Below are 14,528 nucleotides of genomic sequence, written 5' to 3' on the forward strand. Positions count from 1 at the left end.
GCCCTCGCGGGTTTTACGCTGCGGGGGTCTACCCCCCGTCCGTGTTTATTCCTCTTCGGGCGCGGGGGGCCCCCTTGTTTGTGGGGGGCGGCCGGCGCCCTACGTGCTGCTGAAAGATCTGCTGCTGAAAAGCGAGAAGCCTATTGGCCCTGTTCGTCGCGGCGACGCTGCCAACGCTGCTCGATCCGGTCCATCATCGACCGGCGCTGCCTGGTCTGCCGACGGGCCGGGGTGCTGCCCGGGGCCGCTGGTGTACCGGCGGCCGGCTGTTCACCTGGCTTGGGCGCCTTGCGCCATCCGGTGACGGCGAGCACCGCACAACCCAGCATGACGAGGAAACCGACCACGCTCACCCAGATCTGCTGGGCGACCATTCCCGCCATGAGAAGGGCAATACCCACAAGGAAGCCCGCGACCGCTTGGTAGACCCGTCGCCGGGTGTACGTACGCAGCCCGCTTCCCTCGAGCGCTGTCGCGAACTTGGGATCTTCGGCGTACAGCGCTCGCTCCATCTGCTCGAGCATGCGCTGCTCGTGCTCCGAGAGCGGCACGGAGTCCTCCTCATCGTGCAGTCGCCGGGGCGACCGGGGGTCCCCTTCAGGATAGGCAGGGAATCGCCCCCGTGAAACCCGCCCCTCTGCGCCAACTTCGCCAAACCGGACCACCCTGCCGCTCCGGCTCGCTGAAGCGTTCATTCCCCAGCGGCCGATCCGGCATGCCGGACGGTCTGCCTCGATCATACGGCGCCCGTAGCCCGTTCGGGGGGTGTGTGCCGTACTCCATGTGCGGCTGCGCCGCTGATCAGCGGGGCAGCCGTGCCGGACGTCAGGCCTCTTCGGCATCCCGGGTCTCACCGAGCACATGCAACTGGGTGGCCACGGAGTGGAAGGCGGCGAGCTCGGCGGCGGCCGCCTCCAGCTTGAGCAGGGCCTCGAGGGCGCCGGGTTCGGTGTCCACGAGAACGCCGGGAACGAGGTCGGCGAAGACCCGCACGCCGTGCACGGCGTCGACCCTGACGCCCGCGTCCTCGACCAGCTCGGTGAGCTGGTCGGCGGTGAAGCGCCGCGGCACGGGGTCACCCTCGCCCCAGCGGCCCGCCGGGTCGCTCAGCGCCTGCCTGGCCTCGGTGAAGTGCCCGGCGAGCGCCCTGGCGAGCACGGCTCCGCCGAGACCGGCGGCGAGCAGGCTGAGGGTGCCGGAGGGCCGCAGCGCGCTGACCGCGTTGCGCACGCCCTCGGCGGGGTCGTCCACGTACTCCAGGACGCCGTGGCACAGGACGGCGTCGAACCCGGCCCGCTCCACGACGTCGAAGAGACCGTGCACGTCGCCCTGGACGCCGCGCACGCGGTCGGCGACGCCCGCCTCGGCGGCCCGGCGCTCGAGCGCGAAGAGGGCGTTCGGGCTGGGGTCGACGACGGTGACGCGGTGGCCGAGGCGGGCGACGGGCACGGCGAAGTTTCCGCTGCCGCCTCCGGTGTCGAGCACGTCGAGGGAGTGTGACTCCCGGCCCGTGGCCTTGACCCGGCGGTCGAGGGCGTCCTTGAGGACCTCCCAGACCACGGCGGTACGGAGAGAAGCGCGGGGGCGCATCGGGTCCGACACGGCAGTTGACTCCTCGGCGCGTCCACCGCACGTCCGCGGCGGAGCTAGGGGGTTCCCTCCGCCTGCTCTTGCGGCAAGTCAGGAGGGTGCGGGCGCTCCCACCTTATTGCCTTCGGACGACTGCCCCGTCACCCGTCCCGGCTCGCGTCCGGCGGCTCCCGCCTGGGCTGGGGCAGCACGGGCTGCAGGCCCAGCATCCGCTCGACGAGGCGTAAGAACATCCCCACGTCACGCAGCAGATCGTCCGCGTCCCGGACGGAGGCCGCGCCCTGTATGCCGGCCTCCGCGCGGGCCCTGCGTGGTGCGCCGGAGGCGAACAGGGCGCTCCACTCGGCCAGTTCGGGGGCTATCTCGGGGAGCACTTCCCAGGCGCTGCGGATGCGCTGCCTGCGGCGCGGGGTCGCCTCGGGCCGGCCGCGGGCGGCGAGGACGGCGGCCGCGGTGCGCAGGGCCGCGAGGTGGGCGGTGGCATAGCGCTCGTTCGGAGGCTCCAGGTGCGCGGCCTCGTCGATGCCGGCGCGGGCCTGGGCGAGCAGTTCGAGTGCGGCGGGCGGGGCCGTGGCCCGGCGCAGGACGGGGTGCACGTCGCTCGCGGGGCCGGTCGCTACGGGGGCAGGGCCGACGGGGCGGTGCCGACGTGCGGCTGCTGCGGAAGTGCTGGCCATGACGAACCTCCTGTCGTCGCGTAACGGCTATGAGGCCGTATGTGCACATCGTGTAGTACGCCACTGACAATCGGTCCTGACCAGCGCTTTTGCCTGGATCGCCGGTTCGCGTTAGTTTTTGCACTGACCAGTCAGTTCAAAAAAGAGGGCGCGAGGGGAAACTGTGGACGGGCCGAACGACGGCGAGCGGGGAGCCGCCGTCACAGCACGGGAGTTCGGGCTCAAGGGACCGCGGGGCTGGGCGTTCCGCGGGGTCGGCGTCGAGGCCGGACCCGGGTCGCTGATCGCGATCGAGGGGGCTTCGGGGTCGGGCCGCACCTGTCTGCTGCTCGCGCTGACCGGGCGGATGCGCCCCACCGAGGGTGAGGCCTCGGTGGGGGGCTTCCGGCTGCCCAAGCAGCTCGCGGCGGTCCGCCGGATCAGTGCGCTCGGGCCCGTGCCCGGCGTGACGGATCTCGATCCGGCGCTGACCGTCGCCGAGCACCTTCACGAACGGGCGCTGCTGCAGCGGCGGTTCGGCGGCTCTCTGCGGGGCCTGCTGCGACCGCGCGCCGAGCGGAAGACCGAGGCGCGGCTGCGGGTCGACGCGGCGCTGTCCGCCGCGGGGCTCGACATGGAGTCGCTGCCCAAGGGGCGGCGGACCTCCGTACGCGATCTGGAGCGCCTGGAGATCCTGCGGCTCTCCGTGGCGCTTGCGCTGATCGGGCGGCCCCGGCTGCTGGGCGTCGACGACGTCGACCTCAAGCTGTCGGACGCCGAACGGCGCGAGGCCTGGGACCTGTTGAGGTCCATCGCGCAGAGCGGCACCTCCGTCGTGGCCGTGTGCAACGAAGCCCCCGACGACGCGATCGCCGTTTCCACGGGCCGCGCCGAGGACGACGCCGAGGACGACGCCGACGACAACAACGACGACAAGGAGACGGCGGATGCGCTCGCCGAAGCTGGCCTCGCTTGAGCTCAGGCGCTTCGGCAGGGGGAAGCTGCCGCGTGCCGCGCTCGTCGCGCTCCTGCTGCTGCCCCTGCTGTACGGCGCGCTGTACCTCTGCTCGTTCTGGGACCCGTACGGCCGCCTCGACCGCATACCCGTGGCGCTCGTCAACGACGACAAGGGTGCCACGGCCTCGGGCAAGAAGCTCGCGGTGGGCGACGGCATCGTCGACGGCCTCGAGGACAGCAAGACCTTCGACTGGCACGAGGTGAGTTCCGCCGAGGCGCGCGAAGGTGTCGAGGACGGGACGTACTACCTGTCGCTGACCATGCCGTCCGACTTCAGCAAGCGCGTCGCGTCGAGTTCGGGCGACTCCCCGGAGACGGGCGCCCTGCAGGTGCGCACGAACGACGCCAACAACTACATCGTCGGGCAGATCTCCCGGACGGTCTTCTCCGAGGTGCGCACGGCGGCCTCCACGAAGGCCTCGCGCTCCTTCCTCGACAAGATCTTCATCTCGTTCTCCGACATCCACGGGGCGACCGAGAAGGCCGCCAAGGGCGCCGACAAGCTCGACAGCGGCATCGGCGAGGCCAAGAAGGGCTCCAAGAAGCTCGCAACCGGCCTCAAGGACGCCAAGAAGGGCAGCGGGGACCTGGCGGGGGGCATCAAGAAGCTCGACAAGGGCGCCGGCGACCTGGAGGCCGGGTCGAAGAAGGTCTCGGACGGCACCCAGAAGCTGGCCGACAAGGTGAACGGCACCGCCGACAAGGTGCGGCCGTTCCTCAAGGACAACGGCAAGACCATCGGGGACACGGCCCAGCTCGTCGCCGACTCCTCCAAGGCCCTGCGCGGCAACCTGGACACCTGGGTCAAGCTCGCCCCCGTGGCGGCCGACGGCGCCAAGAAGGGGTCCGAGACCATCGGCGGCCTCTACACGGATCGCTGCGAGAACCTCCCGGTCCCCGACCCCGCCTGCCCTGAGCTCAAGAAGGCCAAGACGGCAGCGGAGAACGTGTCGACCATCGCGGACGACATGAACACCGTGGTCAAGGACCAGAGCAGCGACGTCAAGAAGATCGACAAGAACCTCGCCGCGCTGCAGAAGAAGTCCCAGGCGCTCGCCGACCGCGCACCGCACCTCGACGAGGACCTGGACAAGGCCGTCACCCAGATCAACGAACTCAACACCGGCGCGGGCAAGGTCGCCAAGGGCGCCAAGAAGCTGCACACGGGCCTCGGCACCGCCAAGACCGGCGCCGACGACCTCGACACCGGCATCGGCAGGCTCAAGACGGGTGCGACCGACCTCAAGGGCGGCATGTTCAAGCTGGCCGACGGCTCCGAGAAGCTGTCCGGCGGGCTGCACGACGGCGTCAAGAAGATCCCCGACTACGACAAGAAGGACCGCGACCAGCGCACCGACGTCATGGCCGACCCGGTGCAGCTCGCCTCCCAGTCGATGCACAAGGCGCCCAACTACGGCACGGGCTTCGCCCCGTACTTCATCCCGCTGTCCCTGTGGGTCGGCGCGATGGTGGCGTACATGCTGATCCAGCCGCTCAACCGGCGCGCGCTCGCGGCGGGCGCCTCCTCCTGGCGGATCGCGTTCGCGGGCTGGCTGCCGGTCGCCGCCCTCGGCGTGCTCCAGGTGGCGGCCCTGATGTCGGTCCTGCACTGGGGCCTCGGCCTGCAGATGACGCGAGCGGCCGGGACGGTGGGCTTCCTCTGCCTGGTGACCTGCTGCTTCGCGGCGATCGTGCAGTGGCTGAACGCACGCTTCGGGGCGGCCGGGCGCATCCTCGTCCTCGCCGTCCTGATGCTCCAGCTGACCTCGGCCGGCGGCACGTACCCCGTCCAGACGAGCCCGTCCTTCTTCGGCGCGATCCACCCCTTCCTGCCGATGAGTTACGTGGTCGACGCCCTGCGGAGGCTCATCACGGGCGGCGGGCTCGGCCCCGTCTGGCAGGCGTGCGTGGTCCTCACGGCCTTCACGGCGGGCGCCCTCGCGCTGACCGCGCTCTCCGCACGCCAGAAGCAGGTGTGGACCCTGGACCGCCTGCACCCGGAGCTGAGCCTGTGAGACCCGCAAGTGCGCCTGCCCGGGCGCCGAGACCTGTGAGAATCGGGCCCATGGACAGCAGCGCAACCAGCACCCGGCGTGAGGCCACCCGGCAGAAGCTCTACGAGGCGGCCGTCACCCTCATCGCGGAGCAGGGCTTCTCGGCCACGACGGTCGACGAGATCGCCGAGCGGGCCGGGGTCGCGAAGGGCACCGTCTACTACAACTTCGCGAGCAAGTCGGTCCTCTTCGAAGAGCTGCTGCGGCACGGCGTCGGCCTGCTCACCGCCTCCCTGAAGGAAGCGTCCGAAAAGGCGGCGGAGCGCGGCGGCAGCCAGCTCGACGCGCTGGACGCGATGATCCGGGCGGGCCTGGTCTTCATCGACCGCTATCCCGCCTTCACCCAGCTGTACGTCGCCGAGCTGTGGCGCACCAACCGTGCCTGGCAGTCCACCCTGATGGTGGTCAGGCAGCAGGCGGTCGCCGTCGTGGAGGACGTGCTGCGCGCGGGCGTCGACAACGGCGAGCTCAGCGAGGAGATCGACATCCCCCTGACGGCCGCCGCGCTCGTCGGGATGGTCCTGGTGGCGGCCCTGGACTGGCAGGCCTTCCAGCCGGAGCGCTCCCTCGACGACGTGCACTCGGCGCTCTCGCGCCTGCTGCAGGGCCGGGTGAGCGGCGGCCGCTGAGCCGCCGTCACGGCACATACGGCACGCACGACAAGGCGCCGGTCCGGCGCCGCCTGATCTCCAGGCGGCACCGGGCCGGCGCTCTCGTGTTCCCCCGCAGTCCCCCGTTCGGCCCCTCGGGTGGTCATTCCCGAGCCGCCGTCCGTCTCCCCGCGTCTCACTCCCACCTTCGGTGGGGTGGGAGGAGCGGCCAAGGGCGCCGCGCCGTTCCGCCGCCCCGTGTCGGCGGTACGGACGCTGCGCCCTTCTCCGTGTCCCTCACTCTTCCGTCTGCGCAGGTCGGGACCCATCCGCGCTGATACTCATCTCCATCACTAGGTACGGATACTCAGACCTGGGCACTCATCCCCAGGCCGGGTCGTTCCCGACTGGTTACGATCGCGTCCGTGTCCGTACTCCCCCTGGTCTTCACCAGCGGCTGGGCAAGCGGGATCAACGCGTACGCCGTGGTCCTGCTGCTCGGTGTCTTCGGCGCGACCGGGATCACCGACGAGGTCCCGGAGTCGCTGCAACGTCCTGATGTGCTGATCGTCGCCGGGGTGCTCTTCGCCTGCGAGGCCGTCGCCGACAAGATCCCCTACCTCGACTCGGTGTGGGACACGGCGCACACCGTGATCCGGCCGGTGTCCGGCGCCGTGGTGGGCGCGCTGCTCGCCGGGCAGAGCGGTTCGCTCCCGGACCTGGCCGCGGGCGCGGTGGGCGGTTCGACGGCGCTGGCGAGCCATTGCGTGAAGGCCGGTACGCGGATGGCGATCAACACCTCGCCGGAGCCGTTCAGCAACGTCATCGTGAGCACGGCGGAGGATCTCGGGGTGGCCGGGATCGTCACCTTCGCGATGTTCCATCCGGAGGCGGCGGCGATCATCGCGGCCGTCCTGCTGGTGCTCGGCCTGATCCTGCTGTACTTCCTGATCTCGCGGATCAGGCGGTTCCTGCGGCGCAGGGCGCAGCGGCGCGAGGAGAAACGGCTGGCGGCGCACGGAGGCCGGCCGCCGGACTGAGGGCTCCCGGCGTGACTGTCAGTGGTGGCCGATAAAGTCCCTGGCATGGCACGGATTGTGGTGATCGGCGCCGGGATGGGCGCGATGACGGCGGCCGCCCGGCTGGCCGTCGCGGGCCACCGGGTGGTGGTCCACGAGCGGTCGGGGACGTACGGCGGCGCGCTCGGCAGCTTCGAGCGGGACGGCTTCGCCTTCGACACGGGCCCGGGCCTCCTGCAGCTCCCCGCCGTCTACCGCGACCTGTTCGTCAAGACGGGCAAGGAACCGCTGGAGAAGTGCGTCGAGCTGTCCCAGGTGGAGCCCGCCGTGCGGCACGTCTTCGCGGACGGCACGACGGCCGATCTGCCGAACGCCTCGCGCGCGGGCGTCGGTGACGCCCTCGACGCGGCCCTCGGCAGCGGCGCGGGCGCCCGCTGGGCGGCGTACATGAACCGCGCCCGTGAGGCATGGGACCGCACCCGGCGCCCCCTCCTGGAAGAGCCCCTCTGGCCGAACTGGCAGGTTCTCGCCGAGCGTGAGCCCTACCCCTCGGTGCCGCACAAGCGCCTCCTGCGGCGCGAGCGGCGCGCGACGACCCTCACCGAAGTCGGCGAGCTCGAACTGGGCGGCGACGCACGCCTCCTGGCGCTCCTCGAGCAGTACGCCCTCGCGTGCGGCCTCGACCCGCGTGCGACCCCGGCGAGCGCGGCCGTCCTGCCGTACCTGGAGCACACCTTCGGCGCATGGTCCGTGCGCGGCGGGATGCGCGCGCTCGCCCGGGCCGTGTACGAGCGGTGTCTCGCCCGGCGCGTCGAGTTCGCGTTCGACTCCCCCGTCACCCGGATCATCGAGAAGGACGGCCGCGCGGCGGGCGTCGAGCTCGCCGACGGGACGGCGCACGAGGCGGACTTCGTGGTCGCCGGTGTCGCGCCCGGCGCACTGGACGGCTTGCTGTCCGGTGTATCCGGCATGCCCGGCGGTTCCGGTGTGAACATACGCGCGGAGGGTGAGATCCAGGCCCGCTCCGGTCTTCCCAGCCGCCTGCTGATCTTCCTCGCGCTGACCGGCGCGCGCCCGGACGGCACGCCCCACCGCACGGTGCTGCACACCCCCGACCGCGGCGACGAGCTCGACCGGCTCTTCGGGGACCGCCCGGGGCTGCCCGCCGCCCCCACCCTCACGGTGCTGCGCCCGGCCGACCCGGCGCTCACGCCCGACGCCGGGCACGAAGCGGTCACCCTGTCGGCCACCGTGCCCGCGCACACGGAGGTCACCGAAGCGGACGTGGAGGGGTTGCTCGACCGTGCCGAGGCCGTGCTGCCCGGACTCCGGGACCGCCTGCTGTGGCACGAGGTGCGCACCCCCGCCGACATCGCGGAGGCCACCGGCGCCGACGGCGGCGCGGTCCCGCCCCCGTCCCTCGCGGCGGGTGAGGGCCGGCTGCTCCACCCGGCCAACAGCACGCGCCTGCCCGGACTTTTCACGGCCGGCGGCTGGGCCCATCCCGGCGGCGGTCTTCCGCACGCGGGCATGTCCGGCACGCTGGTCGCCGGACTGATCGTCGAGGGACCGGAGTTCCGGGGCTCGCAGTGAGCAAGGCCCCGGCCCCGCGGACTCAGTAGCGGTACTGCTCGTTGTAGCCCGCGTCGTATCCGTTCCCCTGGGCCTGCTCGCCCTGGTAGGGGTACGGCTGCTCCGGCGGGAGTTCGCCGCCGTACTGCCCGTAGGGGTCCTCGACGCTGCGCTGCTGGGGCACCCAGACCCCGCCGGGCGGCGTCTCGTTGTACGTGCCGGCCCCGCTGTCGTAGGGATCGGCGGCGGGATAGGGCGCGTACTGCTGCTGGTCGCCGTACGCGTCGTAGCTCTGCTCGCCGCCGTACGACTGCGTCCCGATGTACGGGTCGGAGTACGCGGCGTACTGCTGCTGCCCCGTCTCGCCGTACGCGTAGGGCTGCTGGGGGTCGTAGCCCGCGGTGGCGTACGTGTCGTAGCCGTAGGCGGTGTCCTGGTGGGCGGCCTGCTGGGCCTGCTGCTGTGCGTACGCGTCGTCGCTGTAGACGCCGTACTGCCCGGTGTCGTCGGGCATCGGCTCCGGTGCGTAGACCCCGCCGCCGGGAGGGGTCTCGGGCGGCGGTCCTGCCGGGCCCGCCGCCTCGTACTCCAGGTCGGAGACCTGGAGCGTCGGGTCCTGGTGGGCCTCCGCGCCCCGCGGCGTCGTCTTGCGGCGCTTGCTCAGACCGGGCTGGCCGCCGAGCGCCCAACCGGTGGAGAAGCCGCGCCGGAAGGACAGCGTCACGTACGTCTGGCCCGTGGCGAAGGCGATCGCGCCCGCACCGATGACGATCACCGACGGCAGCAGCACGCCGATGACCACGCCGAGGAAGCCGCCGAAGGCGAGCAGCCGCCAGCGCAGCCGCGCCTTGTACTGCAGCAGCACTTCGCCGAGCAGCCACAGCGCGACGCATCCGAACGCGATGTAGAGGACCGTCCAGCCCATGTACGCCCCTCTCCCCGCGGCCGCCGCCCCCAGGGGTACGACCGGTCAGGTCTGCGGGTGATGCAGACCCAGATTCTCGTAGATTTCCAGCGTCGCCGTGGAGTTGTTCAGCGTGATGAAGTGCAGCCCCGGCACACCCTCGTCAAGGAGCCGCGCGCAGAACTCCGTCGCGAACTCGATGCCAATGGAGCGTACAGCCGCCGGATCGTCTTTGGCTGTGAGGATGCGCTCTTTGAGCGCCGGGGGGAAGGAAGCGTTGCTGAGCTGGGGCAGCCGCTCCAGCATGCGCACGTTCGTCACCGGCATGATCTCCGGGATGATCGGCGTCGAACAGCCCGCGGCCTCGACCCGGTCGCGAAGGCGCAGATACTCCTCCGGGTAGAAGAACATCTGTGTGATCGCGTAGTCGGCGCCGGCGCGGCACTTGTCGACGAAGTGCCGGACGTCGGTGTCCCATTCCTCCGAGCGCGGATGCATCGCGGGGAAGGCCGCGACGCCCACGCAGAAGTCACCGGACTCCTTGATCAGTTGGACCAGTTCGGCGGCGTACGTCAGGCCCTCGGGGTGCTTGACCCAGTCCGCGAGGGGGTCGCCGGGCGGGTCGCCGCGGACCGCGAGCATGTTCCTGATGCCCGCGTCCGCGTACTGCCCGATGATGTTGCGCAGCTCGGCCACGGAGTGGTCGACCGCGGTGAGGTGGGCGACCGGCGTGAGCGTCGAGTCGGCGACGATCTGCTGCGTCTCCTTGACCGTGCCCGCACGCGTGGACCCGCCCGCTCCGTAAGTCACGGAGACGAAGCTGGGGGCCACCGCCTCGACCCGGCGCAGGGCGTTCCACAGGTTCCGCTCGCCCTTCGGGGTCTTCGGCGCCGAGAACTCGAACGAGTACGTCGTCTTGCCGGTCGCGAGCATGTCGCGCACGGTGCGTGCGCGATCAGTTCTGGTGGAAGCAGTGCCTAGGGCCATACGGGCAGGTTAGCCACGGGGCACCGCTACCGGCCAATCCCCGTCCACCCTGCGGACAGCGTCGCCGGAGGTTGGCCGAAGATCGCCGATCAGGCCGTACGCAGCCGCTTCGCGAAGTCGGCAGCCGCGGCGCCCGGATCGTCCGCCTCCGTGATCGCCCGTACGACGACGACCCGGCGGGCGCCCGCTTCGAGCACCTCGTCGAGGTTGCCCGCGTCGATGCCGCCGATGGCGAACCACGGGCGCCCGGTGCCCAGCGAGGCGGTGTACCGGACGAGGTCGAGTCCGGGGGCGTGCCGGCCGGGCTTGGTGGGGGTCGGCCAGCAGGGCCCCGTGCAGAAGTAGTCCACGCCGTCCTGCGTCGCGGCGGCGGCGGCCTCCGTGTCGGCGTGCGTGGAGCGGCCGATGAGGACGTCCTGGCCGAGCACGGCGCGGGCCGCGGGGACGGGCAGGTCGCCCTGGCCCAGGTGCAGCACGTCGGCGCCGATGGCGTGCGCGACGTCCGCGCGGTCGTTCACCGCGAGGAGCTTGCCGTGCCTGCGGGCCGCGTCGGCGAAGACCTGGAGGTGGTCGAGTTCCTCGGCCGCCTCCATGCCCTTGTCGCGCAGCTGCACGATGTCGACGCCGCCGGCGAGGACGGCGTCGAGGAACTCCGGGAGGTCTCCCTGGCGCTTGCGGGCGTCCACACACAGGTAGAGGCGGGCGTCGGCGAGCTGCTCGCGGGCAGGCTTGGTGGCCATGGAAAGGTCCCCCCGGTCGTCGGTGGCCTACGGGCCGCGTGTCCCGGGGGATCCGCGGCCCGTACGCAACGGTTTTCCGTTTCGGTCAGACGGCGAGCGCCTGGGCGCGGCGCTTCACCTCCGTGCCGCGATTCTCGCTCAGGGCCTGCGCGGGAGTCCCGGGCAGGGTCGGGTCGGGAGTGAAGAGCCACTCCAGCATCTCTTCGTCGGAGAAGCCGTCGTCCTTCAGGAGCGTCAGGGTGCCGGTCAGGCCCTTGACGACCTTGTCGCCGTCGATGAAGGCGGCCGGCACCTGAAGCGCGCGGTTCTCACCACGGCGCACGGCGATCAGCTGGCCCTCCTTGACCAGCTGGCGCACACGCGTCACCTCGACGTCGAGCATTTCTGCGATGTCGGGAAGGTGGAGCCACTCGGGGACGAGAGCATCAGTCTTTGCGTCAATCTCGGTCACGGGGTCAAGCGTATCTCCGGGCACCGACAGCGGCCGGGCAGAGGCCCCCGGTCACGGCGGCAGCGCTACGGCAGCAGTGCCTTCTTCAGCGGAATCGCGGGGTCCGAGGCCAGCTCGGCGGAGAGGCGGGCGCCCGCCTCGATCAGCTTGCGGCCCTGCGCCAGATCCCTGGGGCGGCCCACCGCGAGGAGGGCCACCAGAGCCCCCTGCCGCAGCCAGCACACGCTCCAGGCCGCCCCCGCCGGATCGCCGCGCCACACCAGCTCGTCGGCGGCCGTGTGATGGCCCGCGTACTGGACGAAGCGGCCGAACTGCTCCGACCAGAAGTACGGGACGGGGTCGTACGCCGAAGGGGTCTCGCCGATGATGTTCGCGGCCACCGTGCGCGGGCCCTGGAGTGCGTTGTCCCAGTGGTGGACGAGAAGACGCTCGCCGTACCTTCCCGAAGGGAACGAGGAGCAGTCGCCGACCGCGTACACATCGGGTTCCGACGTCCGCAGGTGGTCGTCGGCGAGGACCTCCCGGTGTGCGCCCAGGGTGATGCCGGAGTCCGCGAGCCAGCCCGTGGCGGGGCGTGCGCCGATGCCGACGACGACCGCGTCCGCGGGCAGCCGGGTGCCGTCGGTCAGGTGGACGCTGCCGGGCTCGACGCGGTCCACGCGCGCGTGGGTGCGCAGTTCGGTCCCGGAGTCGGCGTACCAGGCCGTCATCGGGGCGGCGACCTCCGCGGGCAGCGCCCCGGCCAGCGGTCGCTCCGCGGCCTCGACGACGGTGACCTGGCAGCCCGCCTCGCGTGCGGCGGTCGCGAACTCGGCGCCGATCCAGCCCGCGCCGACGACCACGATGCGGTGCTGCTCGGCGAGCACGGGCCGCAGCCGCTCGGCGTCGTCGAGCGTGCGCAGCAGGTGGACGCCGGGCACTCCGGAGACCCCGGGGAGCAACATCGGTTCGGCGCCGGTGGCGATGACCAGCGCGTCGTAGGGAACGGGTCCCGACGCGGTGTCCAGTTCGTGGTCCGCCGGGCGGACCCCCGTGACCTCGTGGCCCAGGCTCAGCTCGATGCCGAGCGCCTCGAAGTCGACGTCGAAGGCGGAGCCCTCCGCCTTGCCGAGCAGCACGGCCTTGGACAACGGCGGTCTGTCGTACGGCTGGTGGGGCTCCGCACCGATCAGGGTGACCGCACCGGCGAACCCCTGCTCGCGCAGGGCCACGGCGGTCTGCACCCCGGCCATCCCCGCGCCCACGACGACGACCCGGCGCTCTTCCTGCCTCCGCTGCTCACTCACCCGATCACTGTAGGACGGCGGGTGAGGCGCGCCTCAGGGCGCGACGGCGAGATCTCTGACACACCGTCACTGCTGGTGACCGCAGAGCTGCTCTACCTGCCCGGGGCACCACGGGCTAGGGTTGCCGTGCAAAGCACTCGCGGGAGCCCGGACGCACCGGGCTGAGAGGGAGGCTGGACGGCCTCCGACCGTACGAACCTGATCCGGGTCATGCCGGCGAAGGGAGGGGCTGGACACCCATGCATCCACGAACACCACCCCGTACGACGGACACGAGCGACGTCCTTGTCGTCGGGGGCGGCATCATCGGCCTGGTCACGGCCTGGCGGGCGGCGCAGCGCGGCCTGTCCGCCGCGGTAGTGGACCCCGAGCCCGGCGGCGGCGCGGCGCAGGTCGCCGCGGGCATGCTGGCCGCCGTCACCGAGCTGCACTACGGGGAGCAGACGCTGCTCGGCCTGAATCTGGCCTCCGCGCGGCGCTATCCCGAGTTCGCGGCCGAGCTGGCCGAGGCGAGCGGCCGCGATCTCGGCTACCGCGCGTGCGGCACGCTCGCCGTCGCGCTCGACTCCGACGACCGCGCCCACCTGCGGGAGCTGCACACCCTTCAGCAGCAGTCAGGGCTGACGTCGGAGTGGCTGAGCGGCCGTGAGTGCCGCCGCCTCGAACCGATGCTCGCGCCGGGCGTCCGGGGCGGGCTGCGGGTCGACGGCGACCACCAGGTCGACCCGCGCAGGCTCGCCGCGGCGCTCCTGGTGGCCTGCGAGCGGACCGGCGTGGTCTTCCACCACGCGTGGGCGGAGCGCCTCTCGGTGACGGGCGACCGGGCCACCGGAGTCGTCCTCGCCGACGGCACGGCCCTGGAGGCCGACCAGACCGTGCTCGCCGCGGGCAGCCTCAGCGGGCGCCTCGCCGGGGTCCCGGAGGGCGTCCTGCCGCCCGTGCGCCCCGTGAAGGGCCAGGTGCTGCGCCTTACGGTGCCGCAGCGTCTCGCGCCGTTCCTGAGCCGCACCGTGCGCGCCGTGGTGCGGGGCAGCCACGTCTACCTGGTGCCGCGCGAGAACGGCGAGCTCGTCGTCGGCGCGACCAGCGAGGAACTCGGCTGGGACACGACGGTCACGGCCGGCGGCGTGTACGAGCTGCTTCGGGACGCCCACGAGCTCGTACCCGGCATCACGGAACTGCCGCTGACCGAGACCCGCGCGGGCCTGCGCCCCGGCTCCCCCGACAACGCGCCGCTGCTCGGCCCGACCGCGCTCCCCGGCCTTCAGCTGGCCACCGGGCACTACCGCAACGGCGTCCTCCTGACGCCCGTCACCGGCGACGTGCTCGCGCACTGCCTGACCACCGGTGAACTGCCCGACGAGGCAAGGGGATTCACCCCCCAGCGTTTCGTCCGCGACCCCCGCACGCAGCGCTTCCTGGAGCAGCCCGCATGACTCTCCCGTCCGACACAGCCGTCACCGCCGTCTCCGTGAACGGAGAAGCACGCGACGTGGCCGCGGGCACCACGCTCGAAGCCCTCGTCGCCACCCTGACCGCGGCCCCGTCCGGGGTCGCCGCCGCGCTCAACGAAACCGTCGTCCCGCGCGCGCGGTGGTCCACCACCGAACTCACCGACGGGGACCGCGTCGAGGTCCTCACCGCCGTCCAAGGAGGCTGAAC

15 protein-coding genes and 1 riboswitch are annotated in these 14,528 nt (G+C 72.0%); of the genes, 7 read left to right on the plus strand and 8 right to left on the minus strand.

Annotation, left to right across the window (positions count from 1 at the left end):
- Window positions 1-140 precede the first annotated feature (140 nt).
- The 3 genes from ACWD02_RS00005 to ACWD02_RS00015 form a co-directional block, all read right to left on the minus strand.
- The gene (locus tag ACWD02_RS00005; protein WP_451202683.1) at window positions 141-551 is read right to left on the minus strand and encodes a DUF3040 domain-containing protein; all 411 of its coding nucleotides are present in this window, start codon (window positions 549-551) and stop codon (window positions 141-143) included.
- A gap of 274 nt (window positions 552-825) precedes the next feature.
- Complete coding sequence (locus tag ACWD02_RS00010) at window positions 826-1,602, minus strand: methyltransferase (protein ID WP_451202685.1); 777 nt, start codon at window positions 1,600-1,602, stop codon at window positions 826-828.
- 128 nt (window positions 1,603-1,730) lie between these two features.
- Complete coding sequence (locus ACWD02_RS00015; RefSeq protein ID WP_451202688.1) at window positions 1,731-2,267, minus strand: SAV_6107 family HEPN domain-containing protein; 537 nt, start codon at window positions 2,265-2,267, stop codon at window positions 1,731-1,733.
- 163 nt (window positions 2,268-2,430) lie between these two features.
- Between ACWD02_RS00015 and ACWD02_RS00020 the strand changes: the two genes are divergently transcribed.
- From ACWD02_RS00020 to ACWD02_RS00040, 5 genes are all read left to right on the plus strand, one after another.
- Window positions 2,431-3,222, plus strand: coding sequence for an ATP-binding cassette domain-containing protein (locus ACWD02_RS00020; protein ID WP_451202691.1), 792 nt, complete (start codon window positions 2,431-2,433; stop codon window positions 3,220-3,222).
- Window positions 3,194-5,278 carry a YhgE/Pip family protein gene (locus tag ACWD02_RS00025; RefSeq protein WP_451202693.1) on the plus strand — a complete coding sequence of 695 codons (2,085 nt, stop codon included), beginning with the start codon at window positions 3,194-3,196 and terminating at the stop codon, window positions 5,276-5,278. Before ACWD02_RS00020 ends, ACWD02_RS00025 begins: the two co-directional genes overlap by 29 nt.
- A gap of 50 nt (window positions 5,279-5,328) precedes the next feature.
- Window positions 5,329-5,946 carry a TetR/AcrR family transcriptional regulator gene (locus ACWD02_RS00030; protein WP_451202696.1) on the plus strand — a complete coding sequence of 206 codons (618 nt, stop codon included), beginning with the start codon at window positions 5,329-5,331 and terminating at the stop codon, window positions 5,944-5,946.
- Window positions 5,947-6,332: 386 nt separating this feature from the next.
- The gene (locus ACWD02_RS00035; RefSeq protein ID WP_451202698.1) at window positions 6,333-6,947 is read left to right on the plus strand and encodes a DUF4126 domain-containing protein; all 615 of its coding nucleotides are present in this window, start codon (window positions 6,333-6,335) and stop codon (window positions 6,945-6,947) included.
- A 45-nt stretch (window positions 6,948-6,992) separates the two neighbouring features.
- Window positions 6,993-8,519 (plus strand): phytoene desaturase family protein, encoded by a 1,527-nt coding sequence (locus ACWD02_RS00040; protein ID WP_451202699.1) that lies wholly within the window; start codon window positions 6,993-6,995, stop codon window positions 8,517-8,519.
- A 22-nt stretch (window positions 8,520-8,541) separates the two neighbouring features.
- Here ACWD02_RS00040 and ACWD02_RS00045 read toward each other — a convergent pair whose 3' ends face one another.
- The 5 genes from ACWD02_RS00045 to ACWD02_RS00065 all read right to left on the minus strand — a co-directional run bounded on the left by ACWD02_RS00045 (window position 8,542) and on the right by ACWD02_RS00065 (window position 12,812).
- Window positions 8,542-9,423 (minus strand): hypothetical protein, encoded by an 882-nt coding sequence (locus ACWD02_RS00045; protein WP_451202701.1) that lies wholly within the window; start codon window positions 9,421-9,423, stop codon window positions 8,542-8,544.
- Between the two features lie 45 nt (window positions 9,424-9,468).
- Window positions 9,469-10,389 (minus strand): methylenetetrahydrofolate reductase [NAD(P)H], encoded by a 921-nt coding sequence (gene metF, locus ACWD02_RS00050; protein WP_365822753.1) that lies wholly within the window; start codon window positions 10,387-10,389, stop codon window positions 9,469-9,471.
- Between the two features lie 89 nt (window positions 10,390-10,478).
- Window positions 10,479-11,129 carry a thiamine phosphate synthase gene (thiE, locus tag ACWD02_RS00055; RefSeq protein ID WP_451202703.1) on the minus strand — a complete coding sequence of 217 codons (651 nt, stop codon included), beginning with the start codon at window positions 11,127-11,129 and terminating at the stop codon, window positions 10,479-10,481.
- A gap of 85 nt (window positions 11,130-11,214) precedes the next feature.
- Window positions 11,215-11,580 carry an Rv2175c family DNA-binding protein gene (locus tag ACWD02_RS00060; protein WP_363208251.1) on the minus strand — a complete coding sequence of 122 codons (366 nt, stop codon included), beginning with the start codon at window positions 11,578-11,580 and terminating at the stop codon, window positions 11,215-11,217.
- 65 nt (window positions 11,581-11,645) lie between these two features.
- Window positions 11,646-12,812, minus strand: a complete 1,167-nt coding sequence (locus ACWD02_RS00065) for an NAD(P)/FAD-dependent oxidoreductase (protein ID WP_451204299.1) — start codon at window positions 12,810-12,812, stop codon at window positions 11,646-11,648.
- A 183-nt stretch (window positions 12,813-12,995) separates the two neighbouring features.
- Window positions 12,996-13,108, plus strand: a riboswitch (TPP riboswitch).
- On the opposite strand from ACWD02_RS00065, the gene thiO reads away from it, so the two are divergent.
- A complete protein-coding gene (thiO, locus tag ACWD02_RS00070) occupies window positions 13,106-14,302 on the plus strand; it encodes a glycine oxidase ThiO (RefSeq protein ID WP_451202707.1) in 1,197 nt (398 codons plus the stop codon). It overlaps the preceding riboswitch by 3 nt.
- Window positions 14,299-14,526, plus strand: a complete 228-nt coding sequence (thiS, locus tag ACWD02_RS00075) for a sulfur carrier protein ThiS (protein WP_451202709.1) — start codon at window positions 14,299-14,301, stop codon at window positions 14,524-14,526. Before thiO ends, thiS begins: the two co-directional genes overlap by 4 nt.
- Window positions 14,527-14,528: the final 2 nt, after the last annotated feature.

The organism is Streptomyces sp. NPDC002853, from assembly GCF_053591915.1.